Origin of the sequence: Pantoea sp. S61 (assembly GCF_016625145.1) — a bacterium.
GTDB classification, from domain to species: domain Bacteria; phylum Pseudomonadota; class Gammaproteobacteria; order Enterobacterales; family Enterobacteriaceae; genus Pantoea; species Pantoea rwandensis_B.
The window spans coordinates 105,215-126,033 of the sequence record NZ_JACVUO010000011.1; the positions used below are offsets into that span (position 1 = coordinate 105,215).

Here is a 20,819-nt window from a genome sequence, read left to right on the forward strand (position 1 = left end):
CATTGGAAATACGGCATAACCTGTTTATGAAAATCACAGGGTGTGCCAGTAAACCTTTGCTTCGAATTTAGGCTGAAATCGTTTACATCCGCAGAGTTTCGCACCAGATTTAATCGGAATTTTCCTGAATTCATTCAAAGAATCCTGACGGGAGTCTCATTTTTCGGACCAGTTTGGTTTGAAGTTATTAATTTAAGTCAGGCCCACTGAGCGCTTGTTAATTCATTTCAAGGACGTTTTAGCGAAAGGCAGTTGCTGTAAGTAATACTAAGGATCAGTCGATGAAATTGAGCGTAATGTCTAATGCCGCCTGGATGATGTCTGAGAAGATCGTCTCGGTGTTCGGCGTCATATTTGTGACCTCCTACGTGGCTAAGTCATTTGGTCCGACCATCTTCGGTCAGATGGCGTTTTCAACCTCGTTGTTTTCGATGGTGCAGACCGTAGCGATTTTCGGTACCGAAACCATCCTGTTCAAACGCATCAGCAAGAGCGCGCCGAAAGGCCTGCGGTTGATGGCGGTGGCGCGCACCTTGCGGTTGGTCTTATTGCTGTTGACCTCCATCCCGGTGTTGATTTGGGTGTGGTACAACATGCAGGAAAATTTCCTCGCATTTGCCCTGGCCTCATTTATCTCCTCCGTATTTGTGACGCAGGATACGTTCAGCGTCTATAACAACGCGCGTCTGGCTTCCCGACTTAACACGGTGGCTAACTCGGTGGGTCTGCTATTGGGCTTTACCCTGAGTTTCACCATTGCCTGGCTGCATCTCAATCCCTTGTGGCTGACGCTGTCGATTGTGCTGGTCACGCTGGTGCCGTACGTCATTAAACGGTCTAACTTTTACCGCGAAAATCAGGACATGGCGCCACCGCAGGAGAAGCGCAATACCTACCTGCGTTATCTGCTGTACGCCGGTTTACCGTTGGCAATTTCCAGCATCTTCATTTCCGTGCAGGTTAAGGCCGCTCAGATGTTTCTGGCGGGTATTGCCTCCGCTCGCGATCTCGGTCTGTTTGCTGCCGCCAATACCATTTCGGCGTCCTGGATATTCATTCCGGTTGCCATCATCACTTCCTGCTTTTCGGAGATCTTCCGGGAGCGCGGAGCAGCCGCCATCAAGCTCACTGCGCGGCTGAACGGCTATGTCATGGGTGTTTCATTGTTGTTGTTAGCGGTGATCGCGCTGTATGGCGAGCAAATCATCATCGCTTTGTATGGTCACGAGTACACACAGTCAGGGAGTCTCATTACGTTACTGTCGTTAGCGACCTGCTTTTCGGCAATGGGGACCGTAGCGTATCGCTACATGGTGAAAGAGGGCGGATTTAACTATCTGCTGAAGAAGATTATCTGCCTGATGGTGATCAGTCTGCCGCTGTCGTGGTGGCTGATCCAGGGCTACGGCATCATGGGTGCCGCCTGGAGCGTCTTCATCTCTGAACTTCTGTCCCTCACCGTAATGAATTACTTCTTCAATAACGGCGTCATTCAGAAGATTCAAGTTTCCTCACTCAACTACAAAACCTACAAATGAGGTCCGATATGCTCAAGTTGAAAGATGAACTCAGAAGAAGTGTCCAGTACTTCATCAAGAAGATGCCCTGGGCTTACCAGGACCGCATCTATTACTTTCATAAATTCCGCAAACTGCCTAATTTGCGTCAACCGAAAGTGTTTAATGAGAAGGTGCTGTATCGGAAATTCGTTTTTGGCGATTACCAAATCTATGGCCGCCTGTCGGATAAGTATTCGGTGCGCGAATACATCGCCGAGAAAGTGGGCAGCGAATACCTGATCCCACTGGTGTATGAGACCAGCGACCCGCACTCGCTGCATACGTTGCCGAGCTGGAAGAACACGGTGATTAAGCCCAATCACGGCTCCAATATGGTGGAAATCCTGCTGGAAGAGCCGGATGCGCTGAAGAAGCAGAAAATTATCAGTGACTGCCATCGCTGGTTGAAGACCGACTTTGCCAATGAAGCGCGTGAGATTCACTATCGCTACATCAAGCCGCGTATCCTGGTGGAGCAGTACATTGGTGATGGCAAAACCGCGCCGATTGATTACAAGTTTCACATGTTCAACAAGCGTAATGGCAGCTTTGAATATGTGCTGCAGGTGATTTACAACCGATGTAACCCGTTACTGTCGATGAATTTTTATGTGAACAACCTCAATGAGGCTTACCACAAAATCCGCGATACCGGGCTGGATGTGTCTCCGATTATGGCGCAGTTACAGCACGCATTAGCGCTGAGCAAAACGCTGGCGAGTGATTTTGATTATGTGCGTGTGGACTGGTACATCGATGGTGATCGGATTTATTTTGGCGAGCTGACGTTTACGCCAGGTGCCGGGTTGGTGACCGGGTTGGACCGTGGATTAAACCAGATGATGGGTGATATGTGGATTCAAGACCGCCGCGGTACGCAGATACCGGGTGTGACGGTGCCGGAAGTCGCTATTCCAGCCGTATTGAAGAAAATTTGAGTATCACACAGCAAAATAAAAAACCCCGCTAAGCGGGGTTTTTTATTGGCTGCGATTAAGGCATCGGCCAATCAGCAGGCGTCTGACTCATCACTTCAACGAAGGCGTTTTTGGAGATTTCCATGAAATTGTGCAGATTTTCCATGCTCAGGGTAATGCCGAGCAGGCCGGTGACAAACCAGCATGACATGCCTACACCAATACCGCCGCACATCAGTGCCATCACGTGGTGACTGTTCTGACGCAGTTTAATTTTCATGGTGCTGGCAAAGAACATCATGATGGCGCTGAGCAGCTCCCAACGCATGACGATTAAACTGGTGGTTAACGTAGCCATCTGCAAAAACCTCTTCAAATCAGTAATATCCCTGACATTGATTGGACATCACTGGCGGCAAAGAAGGAGGGTCAGGGAGGCCCTTCTGGCCGTCTTACGCGGGGGTAAATCTGTGACTTGGGTCACATTATATCACTCGATTTGAAAGTTTGAACAAAATTTATACCTGGTATGGTAGAAAGATTTTTATCGAAGCGGGGGAGATGGCAGAGGCAAAGCGGGAAGGTGCGCCCGTGAAGGGCGCGCAGAATGTCACTGAACCGGGCAGCACTCGCCGGTTGTGCGCTGGGCAAAGCTGTTCATGTTTTCACTGCAATCGAAACTCAGCAGGCGCGGACGCTGAATCATCGCCTGACGGCGCATGGTGTGACGATAGGCGGTCGGCGTCTGAGAAAACTGACGGCGGAATACGCGCGAAAAAGTTTGCTGTGAATCGTAACCGTATTGCATCGCGATATCGAACACTGGACGCTGGGTCTGGCGTAACGCTTCAGCGGCCAGAGTCAGGCGGCGCTCACGAATATAGCCACCCAGCGTTTGTTTCGTCACGGTACGGAACATACGCTGCAGGTGCCATTTTGAGTAGCCGGATTTTGCTGCCACTTCGTCGATCGACAGGGCCTTATCCAGATTTTCATCGATCCAGTGTGTCAGTGAATGAATGATTTCCTGTTGCATCATAGCCTCATCCTTCTGAAAGGTTTATCGGGTTTGAAATTCGAAGTTTTGATGGGGTGCGAGTATAATTCCTCAAGTTAACTTGAGGTAAAGGCCCTAAATGAAAAAAGAACGCAATTACCCAAAACCGGTGTTAACGCCGGGTGAAGTGGCGAAACGTAGCGGCGTGGCCGTTTCCGCGCTGCACTTTTATGAAACCAAAGGTTTAATTTTTAGTTCGCGCAATGGCGGCAATCAACGGCGTTACAGCCGCGATGTGCTGCGCCGTGTAGCGATTATCAAGATTGCGCAGCGCATCGGCATTCCGCTGGCGACTGTCAGCGACAGTTTGATGCACGTGCCGGCCAACAAGCGTATGTCGACGCAGGAGTGGGATGCGCTGACGCAGCACTGGCGTGAAGAGCTGGATAAGCGTATCGAAACCCTGACGCGGCTGCGCAACGATTTGGATGGGTGTATTGGCTGTGGCTGCTTATCGATGCGTGATTGTCCACTGCGCAATCCCGGTGACCGTCTGGCAGAGCAAGGTTCGGGGGCGGTGTTACTCGATCCAGAGCAAGACGAGCACAAAGGTTAATCCGCTATACTTGCCGGGAGACTTTGACCGGCAAGGAAAACCGCATGATTACCGTTCACCATCTGGAAAATTCCCGTTCGCATCGCGTGTTGTGGCTGCTGGAAGAGCTGTCGGTGCCGTATCAAATTAAGCGTTATCAGCGCGAGGACACGCTGCTGGCGCCAGAGTCATTAAAGAAAATTCATCCGCTGGGGAAGTCGCCGGTGATGACCGATGGCAATCGCGTGATCGCCGAGTCAGGGGCGATTCTGGAATATCTGCTGCAAAAATATGACCGCGAGCACTTGTTTGCTATCACGGATGAGGATGAGCAGATTCAGGCGCGTTACTGGCTGCATTACGCGGAAGGGTCGCTGATGCCGTTGCTGGTGATGAAGCTGGTGTTTGGGCAACTCGGGAAAAAGCCGGTGCCATGGATTTTACGTCCGGCAGGCATGGCGTTGAGCAAAGGGATTCAGAAGGCGTGGCTCAATAAGCAGCTGAAGCTGCACGGTGGTGTGATTGAGCAGCATCTTAGTCAGCATCGTTATTTCGCCGGTTCTCGGTTTAGCCTCGCCGATGTGCAGATGAGTTTCCCGCTGCTGGCGCTGCAGATGCGGGGATCGTTGCAAGAGATGCCCGCCACCGCGCGTTGGCTGGAAGCGATGCAGCAGCGTGCTGCGTGGCAACGTGCGATTGAGCAGGGCGGGGCAATCACGTTCAATTAATGCACTAAGGTTAGCGCGGATCGCTGTGGGTTGGGTGCCATGCCCAACAAAGGCCCGCCCGATCGCAAAGGAATAACGCATCCATGCAGATCGGCCGCGCCGTCCATGGCGCGGACGCTTTGCTCTTCGGGCGGGCCTTTGCTGGGCCTCAAGTTGATCATCGCTTCAAAGGGCGGCCACTTCTTACCCCTTGTGCGGCTGGATAGAGATAACTATGCGATAAATAGCACAGGCCACGATTTTCCATCCATCCATTCGTCTCGCGGACGCTTTTCTGCGCTTCAACTTGGTCATCGCTTCAAAGGGCGGCCACTTCTTACCCCCTGTGCAGCTGGATAGAGACAATTATGCGATAAATGAAAAATATCGATATTTTCCAGCCAGTTCCACTCTCTTAAATTTCGCCTAAAGCAGTGTAACCACATTGTTAATCCGCATCAGTCTGCGCTTTATCCTGCCTGATAATCGATTAGTAGTTGAAAACCCCATAGCAAACGCCAGATAATCGTTTGCCTTTTTCCGTGTCCCCTTTTACGACCTGGAATACGCGGCTACGTAAACGTTTGCCTCTTTTCTCACTGAGATACCTTCACCAGGATGATGCGCAAACGCGGGCCGTGGGGCTCATTACATCTTAAAAAACGCAGAGGATTTACTATGTCTGGCGATTCACGCCCGGCCAGTGGAAAACTGGACACCTGGTTTAACATCTCGGCACGCGGCAGCAGCGTGCGTCAGGAAATTTTGGCGGGGCTAACCACCTTTTTAGCCATGGTTTACTCCGTCATTGTCGTTCCGGGTATGCTGGGTAAAGCCGGCTTCTCGCCGACTGCCGTGTTTGTAGCGACCTGCCTGGTCGCCAGCTTTGGTTCGATCATCATGGGATTGTGGGCCAACCTGCCCATGGCGATCGGCTGTGCGATTTCCCTGACCGCCTTCACCGCGTTTAGCCTGGTGCTGGGCCAGCACATTAGCGTCCCGGTTGCCCTTGGCGCGGTATTCCTGATGGGCTTGCTGTTCACGTTGATTTCGGTCACCGGGATTCGCGCCTGGATTTTGCGTAACCTGCCGATGGGCGTGGCGCACGGCACGGGAGTGGGTATTGGCCTGTTCCTGCTGCTGATTGCGGCCGATGGCATTGGCCTGGTTGTGAAGAACCCTGCGCCGGGCTTGCCGGTGGCACTCGGCCACTTCACCTCGTTCCCGGTGATTATGGCGCTGATCGGGCTGGCGGCCATCTTTGGTCTGGAAAAACGTCGTGTGCCAGGCGGGATTTTGCTGACCATCGTAGCGATTTCAGTGGTGGGTCTGATCTTTGATCCGGCGGTGACCTATCAGGGGCTGTTCGCTATGCCGAGCCTGAAGGATGCCAACGGCCAATCGGCTATGTTCAGCCTTGATATTATGGGCGCGTTGCAGCCAGTGGTTTTACCAAGCGTTCTGGCGCTGGTGATGACCGCGGTATTTGATGCCACCGGCACCATCCGTGCCGTGGCGGGCCAGGCGAATCTGCTGGATAAAGACGGTCAGATCATTAACGGCGGTCGCGCGTTGACCACCGACTCCGTCAGCAGCCTGTTCGCCGGTTTGGTCGGCGCTTCGCCTGCGGCGGTGTATATCGAATCGGCTGCGGGCACAGCCGCAGGCGGCAAAACCGGACTGACGGCGATTGTCGTCGGTCTGTTGTTCCTGTTGATTTTGTTTATGTCTCCGCTGGCCTATCTGGTTCCGGCCTACGCGACGGCACCAGCGTTGATGTACGTTGGCCTGCTGATGCTGAGCAACGTGGCGAAGATTGACTTCAATGACTTTGTCGATGCGATGTCGGGTTTGGTCACTGCGGTGTTCATCGTCCTGACGTGTAATATCGTGACCGGCATTATGCTGGGCTTTGGTTCGTTGGTGATCGGTCGGGTGTTTGCGGGTGAGTGGCGCAAACTGAATGTCGGGACCGTAGTGATTGCGATTGCGCTGGTGACTTTCTATGCCGGTGGCTGGGCTATTTAACTTTTATAACCACTGATTTCCAGATAAGTCTCTTTCTGGTCCACGCCGCACGCAGGGTTGCCCCTTCGGGCGGCGTTTTGTTTTACACTTTCCTTCGCAACAACATCGCTTGAATAAATACGATTCGCCTAAGGAAAGCATGGAAATCTTCTTTACCATTCTCATTATGACGCTGGTGGTATCACTCTCCGGCGTGGCAGCGCGCATATTGCCGTTCCAAATTCCCCTGCCGTTGGTGCAGATTGCCGCTGGTGCATTGCTGGCCGTGCCGAGCTTTGGCTTGCATGTCGATTTTGACCCCGAACTGTTCCTCGTGCTGTTCATTCCGCCGCTGCTGTTTGCCGATGGCTGGAAAACGCCGATTAACGAATTCTTGCACCACGGACGCGAGATCATGGGCCTGGCGCTGGTGCTGGTGCTGATTACCGTGGTCGGAATTGGTTATCTGATTTACTGGCTGGTGCCGGGTATTCCACTGATCCCTGCCTTCGCGCTCGCTGCGGTGCTGTCACCTACCGATGCCGTGGCGCTTTCCGGCATCGTCGGGGAAGGGCGTATCCCGAAAAAGATCATGTCGATTGTGCAGGGTGAAGCCCTGATGAACGACGCATCTGGCCTGGTTTCATTGAAGTTTGCGGTCGCGGTGGCGATGGGCACCATGGTGTTTACCTGGGGTGGTGCCAGCGTGGAGTTCCTCAAAGTGGCGGTCGGCGGTCTGGTCGCTGGCGTGGCGGTATGCTGGCTGTATGGCCGCTCGTTGCGTCTGCTGAGCCGCTGGAGCGGTGACGATCCGGCGACGCAAACTGTGCTGTTGCTGCTGCTGCCTTTCGCCTCTTATCTGATTGCTGAGCATCTGGGCGTGTCAGGTATCCTCGCGGCAGTTGCGGCGGGTATGACCATCACGCGCTCTGGCATTATCCGTCAGGCACCGCTGGCGATGCGTTTACGTGCGAATAGCGTGTGGCAGATGCTGGAGTTCGTCTTTAACGGCATGGTGTTCCTGATGCTGGGCCTGCAACTGCCGGACATTCTGGAAACCTCCGTCGCGCAGGCCAATGCCGATCCTAACGTTGAGCTGTGGATGTTGTTCACCGATGTTGCGCTGGTGTATGTCGCCTTGATGATTGTGCGCTTTGGCTGGCTGTGGATGATGCAACGTGCCAGCCTGCGCTTTCTGAAAAAGAAACCGCTGGAGTTCTCCAACTACTCTTTCCGTGAGTTGCTCATCGCTTCTTTTGCCGGTGTGCGCGGTGCAATTACGCTGGCCGGTGTGCTGTCGATTCCGCTGTTCCTCAGCAATGGCGAACCGTTCCCGGCGCGTTATGAACTGGTGTTTATCGCCACCGGCGTGATTCTGTTCTCGCTATTTGTCGGGGTGATTCTGTTGCCGATACTGCTGCGCGGTATGGAAAGCCATGACAAGTCCGGGCACCGGCGGGAAGTGCAGCATGCGCGTGCGGCGATGGCCAATGTGGCGATCGAGAGCTTGCACAAGATGGAGCAGCGACTGGAGAACGATACCGAAGAGAATATCGATCCTGAGCTGTTAAAAGAGGTGAGCTTACGCGTGATCGGCAATCTGCGCCGTCGCGTGGTGGGTAAAGACGAGGTTGATCAGGCGTTGTTTGCCGAAAACCTTGAGCGTCGCTTCCGCCTGACTGCGCTGCGTGCTGAACGTGCCGAGGTTTACCATCTGCGTGCTACTCAAGAGATTTCGAATGAGACAATGCAGAAACTGCTGCGCGATCTCGATTTGCTGGAAGCGTTGCTGATCGAGAAAGAGGAGTAACGCAGGCGGCGTGCGGGCCTGAGCACCGTTGCTGCTGCCGGGCCTTCCTCGCGCCGCTGACGCGTTACCTTCGGCTTCCACGTCGTGCCGAAGGACTGTTCGGGTAAGGCCGCCTTGGCCAACCCGAAATGCCAGTCGCCTCCCTGCGCCAGGCTCCTGGCCCAACGTAAAAGCCTCAGCGCTGCGGATAGCCCTTGCAGCAGCAGAGGCGCCCTGGCCTCTACTATCCTGCACTTTTTAACAACACGCACTGAAGCTTCAGAGCAGCCAGCCCCTGAACGACACCAGACTGCGTTATCATCCGTCAGCTTTGCTGACAATCATTGCGCCTCTATGGGGAATTTTAATGTGCTCCGGGATTGCTACACCGACAACCGTGGCGGCGCGTCCGGCCAATGCTCGCGGCAGCACTCGATCCACGCCTGCGCACTGCGCGACAGATAGCTGCCTTCACGCCAGATCAAGCCCAGGCTCCACTGCAACTCCGATTCCAGAGGCAGCCACAGCAGCGATTGCTTATCCAGCCGCTGGCAAATCGGCTCGGGTAAAATTGCCAGTCCCATTTCGGCTTGTACCATTGCTGCCAGGAAATCCCACTGCGCGCTGCGCACCGCAATCTCCGGCGTCAGCCCCTGACGCTGAAATGCTTTCATCAACTGACGATTAAGCGAGAACTCTTCATTCAGGATCAGCAGTGGATGAGCCGCCAGTTCCTTGAGACCCAGGCTGCTGCGATTGAGCCACTGCGCGCTGCGCGGCAGCAGCACGCACAAAGGATGACGCATCAGTTCCAGTGTATTTAGCGGCAAATCGGCATCAACAGGCAGCGCGGTGAGCGCAATATCCAGTCCGCCGTTCAGCACGGCCTGCTGCACGGTTAAGCCGCCGGATTCGACAATCTTCAATTGCACACCCGGATAGCGGCGGCGAAACGCGGAGATCGAACCGGCGATCTGCATCCCGACCATCGGCGGGATGCCCAGCCGCAGTTCACCGGTTTTCAATTCATTGATATCGCCAATCTGCGCTTCCAGTTGATGAAACTCCTGCAGAATCGCCAGCCCGCGCTGATACACCGCCTGACCGCTGTCGGTGAGATGCAGCTTGCGTCCCTCACGCAGCAGCAGCGTGCAGCCGAGTTCTTCCTCTAACTGGCGCAGCATTTTGCTGATGGTAGGCTGCGTGACAAACAGCTTCTCAGCGGCACGGGTGAAACTTTGCTGGCGTACCACCTCGGTGAAATAGCGTAGGGCGCGGACGTCCATCAAGCATTCCTTTTTGGCATAGTTTGAATAATTTTAATTCATTTCTTTCACAGTTTGGCGCGGATTTATACTAAGCCCAACATTTAATTCTGGGGAGAAAGAAAATGGCGCTTGCATTGAGTCCGCGCAGAACGGACATCCTGCAACGTGTTTTTGTGCCATTGCAGTTGGTGCTGTATATCGGCCTGTTTATGGCCAGTGACAAACTGGTGAGCTGGCTGCATTTGCCGCTGCCCGCCAATGTGGTGGGAATGGTGCTGCTGTTGCTATTGATCATGACGCGCGTGGTGCCGCTGCGTTGGGTGAAAGCCGGGGCCAACTGGCTGCTGGCAGAAATGCTGCTGTTCTTTATTCCTGCGGTGGTGGCGGTGGTCAATTATAGCGATTTGCTGCGCAGTGAAGGCTGGCGTATCTGTGTGGTGATTGCGGTCAGTACTTTGTTAGTGCTGGCGGCGACCTCGCTGGTGGTGGATCGTCTGTACCGCTTCGAACTGGCGCGTGCGGCGCGTAAGCAGGCACATCATGGCTGATTTCATCATTAGTCTGCTGTGTCTGGCTCTCACGCTGCTGGTCTATTACGTCAATAAACGCCTTTATCGTCGCAAACAAACACTGTTGCTGATGCCACTGGTGATGACGCCGGTGGTGCTGGTGGCGCTGCTATTACTGACGCACGTCAGTTGGAAAGATTACATTGCCGAGAGTCATTGGCTGATCTGGCTGCTGGGCCCGGCAACGCTGGCGTTTGCCGTGCCGGTGTATGAAAACCTGGAGATCATCAAGCGCCACTGGCTGTCGTTGAGTGTCGGCGTGTTAACCGCCACGCTGGTGGCGGTGTGCAGTTCGGTATGGCTGGCGCGACTGCTGATGCTGCCGGAAACCATCCAGCGCAGCCTCGCAGTGCGTTCGATTACCACGCCGTTTGCCCTCGCAGCCGCGCTGCCGATTGGCGGTCAGCCGGATTTGGTGGCGCTGTTTGTGGTGATCACCGGGGTGTTTGGCATGGCGGTGGGCGATGTGCTGTTTCTGCGGATTGCCATCAAGCAGGGCGTGGCAAAAGGCGCGGGTTTTGGTGCCGCTTCACACGGTGCGGGCACGGCTCGCGCTTATCAATTAGGTCAGCAAGAGGGCGTGGTATCGAGCCTGGTGATGATGCTGTCAGGCGTGGTGACGGTGATTTTAGCCCCCCTATTGAGCCACTTGTTGTGGGCGGCCTGATGGTCGCTTTTTGCGCACTGTCATCGATTTTTACGTAAAGGTTTCCAAATAAAGTTGTCTCCTGCTGCCAGGCTGTTACCCTTTGCGCCGACTTATTTGTCCTTCATGGAGTGGAATCATATGTTTAAGCAACTTGTTACTGGAAGCGTATTGGGTCTGGCACTGCTGAGCAGCGGCGCGCAGGCGATTGAGGGCAGTGTTGACGTGGGTGAGCATAGCACCAACCTGAACCTTGGCCTCGGCACCACCTCTCCTGGCCTGTTCCTGAAAGGCAACTGGCTGCGTAGCGATCACGATGGCAGCACCTACGGTCTGGGCGCGGGCTACAACATCGATTTTGGCGACTTCCGCATTGCCCCTACCGCCAAAGCGCTGTTTACCCACCCAGAAGATGGTCGTGATGGCTTCACTGTGGCCGTTGGTGCTGGTGCGCAATATAACTTCAACAGCATGTGGGGCCTGTACGGCGAATACTACTATGCGCCAGAAGCGTTCTCCGATCGTCTGGACAGCTATAAAGAAGCGTCTGGTGGCCTGAGCTTCACGCCGATCTCACTGCTCAACCTGCGTGTGGGTTATCAGTACATCGAGCTGAACAACAAAGGCGACCGCAAAGACAACGTGCTGGTCGATGGCCCGTATGTGGGTGCGTCACTGCGTTTCTGATGATGACATCCGATGCACCTGATGGCGCAGCGGATTCATTATTACGTATAAGGAATGCCGCCCATTTGGGCGGCATTTTTTGTTTAGTGCGCTTTACCCTGCGAAATCCCTACGCCAGTTTGTGAACGAATAAACTGACCGCGGAATTTAGCCCGCTCTTCAGCACCCTGTCTGGAGTGATCGGTAATCGAGAACAGCCAGGTACCGATAAACGCCGCCGCCATTGAGAACAGCGCCGGATACTCATACGGATAGACCGGCGTGGCATGCCCCAACACCTGCACCCAGATAGTCGGCCCGAGGATCATCAACACCACCGCCGTAATCAATCCCAGCCAGCCGCCAATCATCGCGCCGCGCGTGGTCAGCTTCGACCAGTACATTGAGAGCAAAATAATCGGGAAGTTACAGCTGGCCGCAATCGAGAACGCCAGACCGACCATAAAGGCGATGTTCTGTTTCTCAAACGCGATACCCAGCACAATCGCCACCACACCCAGAATTAGCACGGTAATTTTCGAGACGCGCAGCTCATCACGTTCGGTCGCCTGACCTTTACGGATCACGCTGGCATACAGGTCATGTGATACCGCAGAAGCCCCGGCCAGCGTCAGTCCGGCAACCACCGCCAGAATGGTGGCGAAAGCCACCGCCGAGATAAAGCCAAGGAACAGGCTGCCGCCGACCGCATTCGCCAGATGCACCGCCGCCATATTGGTGCCACCAATCAGAGCGCCAGAAGCATCTTTGAAGGCTGGATTTGCGCCGACCAGCAGAATCGCGCCAAAACCAATGATAAAGGTGAGGAAGTAGAAATAGCCCATAAAGCCGGTGGCCCAGAACACGCTCTTACGCGCTTCACGTGCATCCGCCACGGTAAAGAAGCGCATCAGAATATGCGGTAAGCCCGCGGTGCCGAACATCAATCCAAGGCCAAGAGAGAGTGCCGATATCGGATCTTTCACCAGACCGCCCGGTTGCATGATCGCAGCACCTTTCGGATGGACTGCCATCGCTTCGGTAAACAGCGTGTTGAAGCTGAAGCCGGTGGCTTTCATGACCATAATTGCCATAAAGCTGGCCCCAAACAGCAGCAGCACGGCTTTGATGATCTGTACCCATGTGGTGGCTAACATGCCGCCAAACAGCACATACATCACCATCAAAATCCCCACCAGTACCACGGCGATATGATAATCGAGGCCAAACAGTAGCTGGATGAGTTTGCCCGCACCCACCATTTGCGCAATCAAATACAGCGCCACAACGACAAGCGAGCCACAGGCCGACAGGGTACGAATCGGTTTTTGCTGCAGGCGATATGACGCCACATCGGCAAAGGTATAGCGCCCGAGGTTACGTAAGCGCTCCGCAATGAGGAACAGAATCATCGGCCAGCCCACCAGGAAGCCGAGCGAGTAGATCAACCCATCGTAGCCCGAGGTGTAAACCAGCGCCGAGATACCGAGGAACGAGGCCGCAGACATAAAGTCTCCCGCCATCGCCAGACCGTTCTGGAAGCCGGTAATATTGCCGCCCGCCGTGTAGTAATCGCTACGTGAACGGGTGCGTTTGGAGGCCCAATAGGTGATGCCGAGCGTCGCCGCCACAAACACCACAAACATTATGATGGCTTCGAAGTTGGTGGCCTGTTTTTGCACCGCGCCGGTAATGGCGTCGGCGGCAAACACGCTGGCGGGCACTACCGCTAACAAGGCTGAGAACAGGCGCTTCATGATTTCACCTCGCTCAGGATCTGTTTGGTCAGGCGATCAAACTCGCCGTTAGCGCGCCAGACATAGACGCCAGTGAGCAGAAACGACACCACAATGAGGCCAACGCCGATGGGTATGCCGCGTGTGACATTGGTGCCTTCATGCAGCGGCGTACCGAGCCAGCCAGGGGCAAAGGCAATCAGCAAGATAAAGCCGACGTACAACACCAGCATGATGATACTGAGCAATAGCGCAAAGGCCTGGCGCTTGTGCACCAGTTCCTGAAAACGCGGGTTACTCTCGATTTGTTGCCAGACTGCTTCCTGTTGATTTAGGGCTTCGTTCATCACAGTTTCTCCAGAGGAAAGGCAGGCAGATATCTCACGATTAAATGATTTAAACTGCTGAATATTCTAGTTATATATACCCTTCATCTTTCGAGCAGCAGGTGCGTTGGCCGCGTATGTTCATCCCAGTCACTTACTTCAGTAAGCTCCTGGAATTCTCATTCTTGCCGCCTTCCTGCAGCTCAAATTATTTTGGGTATAGGTTATGCGATGGTGAAAAGCGTACGGCGTAAGGTGGGGATGACGGAAAGTAGCCTGCCGTGAACAAGCTGACACTCTCCGTCGCGTCGATGCCGATTACGGCATGGTGATGGACTGCTTCTCCTCCAGCAATTTCTCTACCACGCCCGGATCGGCCAGGGTAGAGGTATCGCCGAGATTACTGGTATCGCCCGCCGCGATTTTGCGCAGAATACGACGCATAATCTTGCCGGAGCGGGTTTTTGGCAGCGAGTCGGTCCAGTGCAGCACATCCGGCGTGGCAATCGGGCCGATCTCTTTACGTACCCAGTTGCGCACTTCGGTATACAACTCTGGCGATGGCTCTTCGCCGTGGTTCAGCGTGATATAAGCATAGATTGCCTGGCCTTTAATGCTGTGAGGAATCCCCACAACGGCCGCTTCCGCAATCTTCGGATGCGACACCAGCGCCGATTCAATCTCTGCGGTGCCGAGGCGATGGCCCGAGACGTTCAACACGTCATCGACGCGGCCGGTAATCCAGTAGTAGCCATCTTCATCACGGCGTGCGCCGTCACCGCTGAAATAGCGGTTTTTGAAGGTGGAGAAGTAGGTTTGCTCGAAGCGGTCATGATCGCCGAACAGCGTACGCGCCTGGCCTGGCCACGAATCGTTGATCACCAGGTTGCCTTCGGTCGCCCCTTCCAGCGCATTGCCTTCGTTATCCACCAATGCGGGCTGCACGCCAAAGAACGGCTTGGTCGCCGATCCGGCTTTTAGCTCAATCGCGCCTGGCAGCGGCGTAATCATGAAACCACCGGTTTCGGTCTGCCACCAGGTATCCACAATCGGGCAGCGGCTGTCGCCAATCTTTTTGTAATACCACTCCCAGGCTTCCGGGTTGATTGGCTCGCCGACAGATCCCATGATGCGCAGGCTGCTGCGGCGGGTACCTTCAATGGCCTTGTCGCCTTCGGCCATCAGGGCGCGGATGGCGGTTGGCGCGGTATACAACAGCGTCACCTTATGCTTATCGACCACTTCTGCCATTCGGCTCGGCTTCGGCCAGTTCGGCACGCCTTCGAACATCAGGGTGGTGGCACCGCAGGCCAGTGGGCCGTAAATCAGATAGCTGTGTCCGGTGATCCAGCCCACATCGGCGGTGCACCAGTAGACATCATCCGGATGGTAATCAAACACATATTTGAAGGTGCTGGCGGCATACACCAGATAACCGCCGGTGGTGTGCAGCACGCCTTTCGGTTTGCCGGTGGAGCCGGAGGTATAAAGGATAAACAGTGGATGCTCGGCTTCAACCGCGACCGGTTCGTGCTGATCGCTGGCCTTCGCCACCAACTCGTGCCACCAAAGATCGCGGCCTTCGCGCCAGCCGGTGTCTTTACCGGTGCGCTTGAACACCACCACGTTTTTCACGCTGGTGACGCTCGGGTTATTCAGTGCATCATCGACGTTTTTCTTCAGCGGAATGCTGCGTCCGGCGCGCACCCCTTCATCTGCGGTGATCACCAGTTTAGCGTTGGAATCCACGACGCGACCGGCCACCGCTTCCGGTGAGAAACCGCCGAAAATGACGGAGTGCACTGCGCCAATACGCGCACAGGCCAGCATCGCCACGGCTGCTTCCGGCACCATCGGCATATAGATGGCGACGACATCGCCTTTCTTCACGCCGAGGCTCAGCAGCACGTTGGCAAAGCGGCACACGTCGCTATGCAGTTCATGGAACGTAATGGTTTTACTTTCGCTGGCGTCATCGCCTTCCCAGATAATCGCCGGGTGATCGCCCCGCGTCTGCAAATGACGGTCAAGGCAGTTGGCGGCGAGATTCAGCGCACCGTCTTCATACCAGCGAATCGAAATATTGCCGGGGGCAAAGGAGGTGTTTTTCACCTTGCTGTAAGGCTTGATCCAGTCGAGGATTTTACCTTGCTCACCCCAAAAGGCGTCGGGATCGTCAACCGATTGTTGATACAGCGCCGCATACTGGTCGGCATTAATCAGGGCATTCGCTGCGACGGCAGCGGGTACAGGATGCTTATGTATTTGGCTCATGGCTGACCTCCTTGAAGATGTTAATCATATGTCAATCAAAGGTTAATTGAAGTGCGTGACTGGGCTTTGTTTCTGTTTTGTAGTCTGGATCACGACCTTTTGTATGCCTGAAAAGCGCCCGAATTCATACTGTTCATCACCGAAACCAATGAGACCCAATCTGAGGTTTTTCGCGGAATCAGACGTTGTCGCTGGTTAAATAATCAGCAAACGCGCCAGGCGGTTTTTTGCCCGATATTGAATAGCTATGCGGAAAATTATCGAATTAACACTTTTCATAACAGCGAGTTATGACTAAACGTAAATGTCAGCATTTTATGCTACTAACCTGCGCAGGATTTAAGCTAACCCCCCAGGGCTTGCAATTACCGTAGTGAAAATGGTACTTATCTCGGCCCTGTTCAGCAGGTATCTACTCAGGCTACATCATCGCGCAGGCGCAAAATGCTTACGCAGTCGTGTTTGATGCAGTCCACTATAACCCTCTATTTTATCGGGCTTTTGCTCACTTCCCTGTGTGTCATGTCTCCTGCACCTTCGCAGCGGAGCAAAGGGGTTTTTACTGAGGAAAATAACGCGTTATGAAAGGTTTTAAGCTCACCCTTGCCTGGCAAATTTTAATTGCCCTGATTCTCGGCGTTATCGTCGGGACCGTGCTGCATAATCAGCCAGACGATCGTGAATGGTTAATCACTAACATTCTTACCCCTGCAGGCGACATCTTTATTCATCTGATCAAGATGATTGTGGTGCCGATTGTGATTTCATCTCTGATCGTCGGCATTGCTGGCGTCGGCGATGCGAAAAAGCTGGGACGTATTGGTGTCAAAACCATCGTCTATTTTGAAGTGATCACCACCATTGCCATTGTGGTCGGCATTACGCTGGCCAACGTATTCCAGCCCGGTAGTGGCATTGATATGTCGACGCTGGTAACGGTGGACATCTCTAAATACGAAGCCACTACGGAAGCGGTGCAGGGTGCCCCTCACGGTCTGGTGACCACCATTCTGTCGCTGATCCCGCAGAACATTTTCGCATCGCTGGTGAAGGGCGATATGCTGCCAATCATCTTCTTCTCGGTGCTGTTTGGTATGGGCTTGTCAGCGCTGCCTTCAGAACATCGTGATCCGCTGGTGACCGTGTTCCGTTCCGTGTCTGAAACCATGTTTAAAGTGACGCACATGATCATGCGTTATGCGCCAGTCGGCGTGTTCGCGCTGATTGCGGTCACTATCGCTAACTTTGGTTTTGCCTCGCTTTATCCGCTGGCCAAGCTGGTGCTGCTGGTGTACGTGGCGATTCTGTTCTTTGCCTTCGTGGTGCTGGGAACGGTCGCGCGCATGTGTAAACTGCGTATTACCACGCTGATGCGCATCCTGAAAGATGAGCTGATTCTGGCCTATTCCACTTCCAGTTCAGAAACCGTGCTGCCACGCATTATGCAGAAGATGGAAGCCTACGGTGCGCCGAAAGCCATCACCAGCTTCGTGGTGCCGACCGGTTACTCATTCAATCTCGATGGTTCAACGCTGTATCAGAGCATCGCGGCGATCTTTATCGCACAGCTCTATGGAATCGATCTGTCGCTGACCGATGAAATCATTCTGGTGTTGACGCTGATGGTGACCTCGAAAGGGATTGCTGGCGTGCCGGGCGTGTCCTTCGTGGTGCTACTGGCAACGCTGGGCAGCGTGGGCATTCCACTGGAAGGTCTGGCGTTTATCGCCGGTGTGGACCGCATCATGGATATGGCGCGTACCGCATTGAACGTGATCGGTAATGCGCTGGCAGTGCTGGTCATTGCTCGCTGGGAAAACCAGTTCGACACCCAACAAGCCGAAGCCTACGAGCTGGAACTGCGCACGCAGAAAGCCAGTTAAGGCATAACGGTCGCTTTAATGGCGACTTCGGAACCTCAGACATCGTTCTGTTTCTTAAACCCGCCATCTGGCGGGTTTTTTTCGTCTGCTTCATTAAAAAGTACAAAAACTTGACCGCCAGGCAGGAATTAACAATTCAAAATGGGTTATAGTTTTTTGAATAAATTATTCTTTCACAGGAGTGCGTGATGCAGATTGACCTCAGCCAGATGATCACCGAAGGCCGTAACCCGGCGAGCCAAAACATTGATGAGCTATCCACCGAAGCGATGCTGCGCGTCATCAATGATGAAGACAAAAAAGTGGCGCTGGCGGTGGAGGCAATTGTGCCGCAGATCGCACAGGTGGTGGATGCGATTACCGCAGCCTTCAGCAAAGGCGGACGCCTCATTTATTGCGGAGCGGGCACGTCGGGCCGTCTCGGTATTCTCGATGCCAGTGAGTGTCCACCAACTTTCGGCACGCCGCGCTCGCAGGTCGTCGGTTTAATTGCTGGCGGCCACACCGCGATTTTGCAGGCGGTGGAGAACGCGGAAGATAACGTCGAACAGGGCGCACAGGATTTAAAGGACATCGATTTCAACGCTAATGATGTACTGGTGGGGATTGCTGCCAGTGGCCGTACGCCCTATGTATTGGGCGCGTTAGCCTATGCGAAACAGCAGGGTGCTTTCAGCGCGGCATTAACTTGCAATCCCAACAGCCCCATGTCGCAAGCCGCCGATGTGGCGCTCACCCCGGTGGTGGGGCCAGAAGTCGTCACCGGTTCCTCGCGCATGAAAGCGGGTACAGCGCAAAAGCTGGTGCTCAATATGCTGACGACTGGTGCCATGATCCGCAGTGGCAAGGTGTATGGCAACCTGATGGTCGATGTTGAAGCCACCAACCAAAAGCTGGTGCAGCGCCAAATCAATATCGTGAAACAGGCCACTGACTGCGACGAAGCCACCGCGCAGCAGGCGCTGAACGCGTGTCATGGGCACTGCAAAACCGCCATTGTGATGGTGCTGGCAGGATTGGATGCCAACGAAGCCAAAGCGCTGCTGAAGCAAAACAGCGGCTTTATCCGTAACGCATTGCGTGACGCAGGAGCGCAATAATGGCCGCCATCACCGAAGGACTGCTGCGCGATATCCTGCAAGCGGTAGGAGGCGCGCATAACATCGTGCAGTGCGGTAACTGCATGACGCGCCTGCGCCTCACGCTCGCGGATGCCGCTCTGGTGGATCACGCCAGGTTGAAAACGCTGCCCGGCGTACTGGGGGTGATCGACAGCGATGCGCAACTGCAAATCGTTCTTGGTCCCGGCAAAGCGCAAACTGCCGCAGAGAAAATGCAGGGATTACTGAATAACGATGAAGCGGAAAAGCCGCAGGATCTCAGCACCCTTGCCGCCGCTCAAAAGCAGCAGATGAAAGCGAAGCAAACAAGCGCACTGCACCGTTTTCTTTCCTGTTTTGCCACCATCTTCACCCCCCTGATCCCCGGTTTTATCGGTGCCGGTTTGCTGCTGGGATTTGCCACGCTGATTGAGCAGATTTTCCACCTCAACCAGCCCGGCGACCATGCGCAGTGGCTGCTGGATACCGTGGCCTACACGAAAGTGTTCGGCAAGGGGCTGTTTACCTTCCTCAGTATCCTGATTGGCTATAACGCGCAGAAAGCCTTTGGTGGCACTGGAGTGAACGGTGCCATTATCGCCTCGCTGTTTGTGCTGGGTTATATGCCAAAAGCCACGGTGGGTTATTACAGCGGAATGTCAGATTTCTTTGGCATGGCGATTGACCCGCGCGGCAATATTATCGGCGTATTATTGGCGGCGATATTCGGTGCGTGGATTGAGAAACAACTGCGTAAAATTATCCCCGATAATCTCGACATGATTTTGACATCGTTACTCACGTTATTAATTACCGGTGCCATTACCTTTATGGTGATTATGCCGATTGGCGGTGAGTTATTTAAAGGCATGTCGTGGTTGTTTATTCATCTCAATAACAATCCCTTTGGCTGCGCTATTTTGGCCGGTCTGTTTTTGATTGCGGTGATGTTCGGGATTCATCAGGGCTTTATCCCGGTCTATTTCGCGTTGATGGAAACTCAGGGATTCAACTCGCTATTCCCGATTCTGGCGATGGCGGGCGCAGGCCAGGTGGGCGCGTCATTGGCGCTGTGGTGCAAGGCCGAAAAGCATTCTCTGCTGCGTACGCAAATCAAAGGCGCAATCGTGCCGGGCCTGTTGGGCGTGGGCGAACCTTTAATTTATGGCGTTACGCTGCCGCGCCTGAAGCCATTTATTACTGCCTGTTGTGGCGGTGCGTTGGGTGGATTCTTCATTGGCTTGGTGGCCTGGCTCGGTCTGCCGGTGGGGATGAATACGGTGTTTGGGCCTTCCGGATTGGTTACGCTGCCGCTGATGACCTCTTCACAGGGGATCTTTGCCGGTATGGCAGTCTATCTCGCGGGGTTAATTGTCGCGTGGGTCGGCGGATTTGCCTTCACCTGGTGGGGCGGGACCAAAGGCGTCGATTTAAGCTGACATCGTCGCTGTTCACCGTAGTGGCGCAACGTATTGTGTCGCTGCGGTGGACCGGAAAGTGAGTCTGATATCGCCCGCAGCAGTGGGGAAAAGCCGGTGTCCCCCTCGATATCGTGCGCTCGAAAATGTGATCTTTGTCACGTTTTTTGCATTTCACCGTATCGCTTAGCCTGGTGCTAATGCTGCCAATAATGCCGTGCCATTCGTAAGTAAACTGCTAAGGAAAAATAAAGAAATTATTAATAAGATAGCAAGCTAATGATTGTAAACTTCTGGACTCAATTATCGCCCAAAGTATTTCCCGCCTCACAAATATTTCGCCATGATGACAACGGGTTATC

18 protein-coding genes are annotated in these 20,819 nt (G+C 54.2%); 12 read left to right on the forward strand and 6 right to left on the reverse strand.

Annotated features, from left to right (window positions below; all coding sequences use genetic code 11):
* Positions 1-281 precede the first annotated feature (281 nt).
* Entirely contained in the window at positions 282-1,538 is a 1,257-nt protein-coding gene (locus tag IAE30_RS19420; protein WP_045815798.1) for a polysaccharide biosynthesis C-terminal domain-containing protein, read from the forward strand.
* An 8-nt stretch (positions 1,539-1,546) separates the two neighbouring features.
* Positions 1,547-2,497, forward strand: coding sequence for an ATP-grasp fold amidoligase family protein (locus IAE30_RS19425; protein WP_200538017.1), 951 nt, complete (start codon positions 1,547-1,549; stop codon positions 2,495-2,497).
* Between the two features lie 55 nt (positions 2,498-2,552).
* On the opposite strand, the gene IAE30_RS19430 is transcribed toward IAE30_RS19425, so the two are convergent.
* Together IAE30_RS19430 and soxS are read right to left on the reverse strand one after the other, a co-directional pair.
* Entirely contained in the window at positions 2,553-2,834 is a 282-nt protein-coding gene (locus IAE30_RS19430) for a YjcB family protein (RefSeq protein WP_034826901.1), read from the reverse strand.
* Between the two features lie 252 nt (positions 2,835-3,086).
* A complete protein-coding gene (soxS, locus tag IAE30_RS19435) occupies positions 3,087-3,515 on the reverse strand; it encodes a superoxide response transcriptional regulator SoxS (RefSeq protein WP_034826899.1) in 429 nt (142 codons plus the stop codon).
* Between the two features lie 97 nt (positions 3,516-3,612).
* On the opposite strand from soxS, the gene soxR reads away from it, so the two are divergent.
* The 4 genes from soxR to IAE30_RS19455 all read left to right on the forward strand — a co-directional run bounded on the left by soxR (position 3,613) and on the right by IAE30_RS19455 (position 8,592).
* A complete protein-coding gene (gene soxR / locus IAE30_RS19440) occupies positions 3,613-4,089 on the forward strand; it encodes a redox-sensitive transcriptional activator SoxR (protein ID WP_038643612.1) in 477 nt (158 codons plus the stop codon).
* A gap of 44 nt (positions 4,090-4,133) precedes the next feature.
* Positions 4,134-4,796 carry a glutathione S-transferase family protein gene (locus IAE30_RS19445; RefSeq protein ID WP_038643611.1) on the forward strand — a complete coding sequence of 221 codons (663 nt, stop codon included), beginning with the start codon at positions 4,134-4,136 and terminating at the stop codon, positions 4,794-4,796.
* Between the two features lie 657 nt (positions 4,797-5,453).
* Entirely contained in the window at positions 5,454-6,803 is a 1,350-nt protein-coding gene (locus tag IAE30_RS19450) for an NCS2 family permease (protein WP_200538019.1), read from the forward strand.
* Positions 6,804-6,942: 139 nt separating this feature from the next.
* Positions 6,943-8,592 carry a Na+/H+ antiporter gene (locus IAE30_RS19455; protein WP_038643606.1) on the forward strand — a complete coding sequence of 550 codons (1,650 nt, stop codon included), beginning with the start codon at positions 6,943-6,945 and terminating at the stop codon, positions 8,590-8,592.
* Between the two features lie 362 nt (positions 8,593-8,954).
* Here IAE30_RS19455 and IAE30_RS19460 read toward each other — a convergent pair whose 3' ends face one another.
* Positions 8,955-9,857, reverse strand: coding sequence for a LysR family transcriptional regulator (locus tag IAE30_RS19460; protein WP_200680751.1), 903 nt, complete (start codon positions 9,855-9,857; stop codon positions 8,955-8,957).
* Between the two features lie 104 nt (positions 9,858-9,961).
* Between IAE30_RS19460 and IAE30_RS19465 the strand changes: the two genes are divergently transcribed.
* From IAE30_RS19465 to IAE30_RS19475, 3 genes are all read left to right on the forward strand, one after another.
* Positions 9,962-10,387: a CidA/LrgA family protein gene (locus IAE30_RS19465; RefSeq protein ID WP_034826883.1), complete on the forward strand. Its 426-nt coding sequence runs from the start codon at positions 9,962-9,964 to the stop codon at positions 10,385-10,387.
* Positions 10,380-11,075 (forward strand): LrgB family protein, encoded by a 696-nt coding sequence (locus IAE30_RS19470; RefSeq protein WP_034826881.1) that lies wholly within the window; start codon positions 10,380-10,382, stop codon positions 11,073-11,075. The genes IAE30_RS19465 and IAE30_RS19470 overlap by 8 nt, the downstream gene beginning before the upstream one ends.
* A gap of 120 nt (positions 11,076-11,195) precedes the next feature.
* Positions 11,196-11,741 (forward strand): YfaZ family outer membrane protein, encoded by a 546-nt coding sequence (locus IAE30_RS19475; RefSeq protein WP_034826879.1) that lies wholly within the window; start codon positions 11,196-11,198, stop codon positions 11,739-11,741.
* Between the two features lie 83 nt (positions 11,742-11,824).
* Here the strand turns inward: IAE30_RS19475 and IAE30_RS19480 are convergent, their stop codons facing one another.
* The 3 genes from IAE30_RS19480 to acs form a co-directional block, all read right to left on the reverse strand.
* Positions 11,825-13,477: a cation acetate symporter gene (locus IAE30_RS19480; RefSeq protein ID WP_200680753.1), complete on the reverse strand. Its 1,653-nt coding sequence runs from the start codon at positions 13,475-13,477 to the stop codon at positions 11,825-11,827.
* Positions 13,474-13,803 (reverse strand): DUF485 domain-containing protein, encoded by a 330-nt coding sequence (locus IAE30_RS19485; protein ID WP_045815804.1) that lies wholly within the window; start codon positions 13,801-13,803, stop codon positions 13,474-13,476. The genes IAE30_RS19480 and IAE30_RS19485 overlap by 4 nt, the downstream gene beginning before the upstream one ends.
* 297 nt (positions 13,804-14,100) lie before the next feature.
* Entirely contained in the window at positions 14,101-16,056 is a 1,956-nt protein-coding gene (gene acs, locus IAE30_RS19490; RefSeq protein ID WP_200680755.1) for an acetate--CoA ligase, read from the reverse strand.
* Between the two features lie 581 nt (positions 16,057-16,637).
* Here acs and gltP point away from each other — a divergent pair.
* The 3 genes from gltP (at position 16,638) to murP (ending at position 20,478) form a co-directional block, all read left to right on the forward strand.
* Entirely contained in the window at positions 16,638-17,939 is a 1,302-nt protein-coding gene (gene gltP / locus IAE30_RS19495) for a glutamate/aspartate:proton symporter GltP (RefSeq protein WP_045815806.1), read from the forward strand.
* 188 nt (positions 17,940-18,127) lie between these two features.
* Positions 18,128-19,039 carry an N-acetylmuramic acid 6-phosphate etherase gene (gene murQ / locus IAE30_RS19500; protein WP_038643599.1) on the forward strand — a complete coding sequence of 304 codons (912 nt, stop codon included), beginning with the start codon at positions 18,128-18,130 and terminating at the stop codon, positions 19,037-19,039.
* A complete protein-coding gene (gene murP, locus IAE30_RS19505) occupies positions 19,039-20,478 on the forward strand; it encodes a PTS N-acetylmuramic acid transporter subunit IIBC (protein ID WP_200680757.1) in 1,440 nt (479 codons plus the stop codon). The genes murQ and murP overlap by 1 nt, the downstream gene beginning before the upstream one ends.
* The last annotated feature ends 341 nt before the right edge of the window (positions 20,479-20,819 follow it).

Bases quoted from the DNA above. Each gene is read 5' to 3' on its own strand.
- IAE30_RS19420 (WP_045815798.1), top strand. From the start codon at position 282: ATGAAATTGAGCGTAATGTCTAATGCCGCCTGGATGATGTCTGAGAAG.
- IAE30_RS19425 (WP_200538017.1), top strand. From the start codon at position 1,547: ATGCTCAAGTTGAAAGATGAACTCAGAAGAAGTGTCCAGTACTTCATC.
- IAE30_RS19430 (WP_034826901.1), bottom strand. From the start codon at position 2,834: ATGGCTACGTTAACCACCAGTTTAATCGTCATGCGTTGGGAGCTGCTC.
- soxS (WP_034826899.1), bottom strand. From the start codon at position 3,515: ATGATGCAACAGGAAATCATTCATTCACTGACACACTGGATCGATGAA.
- soxR (WP_038643612.1), top strand. From the start codon at position 3,613: ATGAAAAAAGAACGCAATTACCCAAAACCGGTGTTAACGCCGGGTGAA.
- IAE30_RS19445 (WP_038643611.1), top strand. From the start codon at position 4,134: ATGATTACCGTTCACCATCTGGAAAATTCCCGTTCGCATCGCGTGTTG.
- IAE30_RS19450 (WP_200538019.1), top strand. From the start codon at position 5,454: ATGTCTGGCGATTCACGCCCGGCCAGTGGAAAACTGGACACCTGGTTT.
- IAE30_RS19455 (WP_038643606.1), top strand. From the start codon at position 6,943: ATGGAAATCTTCTTTACCATTCTCATTATGACGCTGGTGGTATCACTC.
- IAE30_RS19460 (WP_200680751.1), bottom strand. From the start codon at position 9,857: ATGGACGTCCGCGCCCTACGCTATTTCACCGAGGTGGTACGCCAGCAA.
- IAE30_RS19465 (WP_034826883.1), top strand. From the start codon at position 9,962: ATGGCGCTTGCATTGAGTCCGCGCAGAACGGACATCCTGCAACGTGTT.
- IAE30_RS19470 (WP_034826881.1), top strand. From the start codon at position 10,380: ATGGCTGATTTCATCATTAGTCTGCTGTGTCTGGCTCTCACGCTGCTG.
- IAE30_RS19475 (WP_034826879.1), top strand. From the start codon at position 11,196: ATGTTTAAGCAACTTGTTACTGGAAGCGTATTGGGTCTGGCACTGCTG.
- IAE30_RS19480 (WP_200680753.1), bottom strand. From the start codon at position 13,477: ATGAAGCGCCTGTTCTCAGCCTTGTTAGCGGTAGTGCCCGCCAGCGTG.
- IAE30_RS19485 (WP_045815804.1), bottom strand. From the start codon at position 13,803: ATGAACGAAGCCCTAAATCAACAGGAAGCAGTCTGGCAACAAATCGAG.
- acs (WP_200680755.1), bottom strand. From the start codon at position 16,056: ATGAGCCAAATACATAAGCATCCTGTACCCGCTGCCGTCGCAGCGAAT.
- gltP (WP_045815806.1), top strand. From the start codon at position 16,638: ATGAAAGGTTTTAAGCTCACCCTTGCCTGGCAAATTTTAATTGCCCTG.
- murQ (WP_038643599.1), top strand. From the start codon at position 18,128: ATGCAGATTGACCTCAGCCAGATGATCACCGAAGGCCGTAACCCGGCG.
- murP (WP_200680757.1), top strand. From the start codon at position 19,039: ATGGCCGCCATCACCGAAGGACTGCTGCGCGATATCCTGCAAGCGGTA.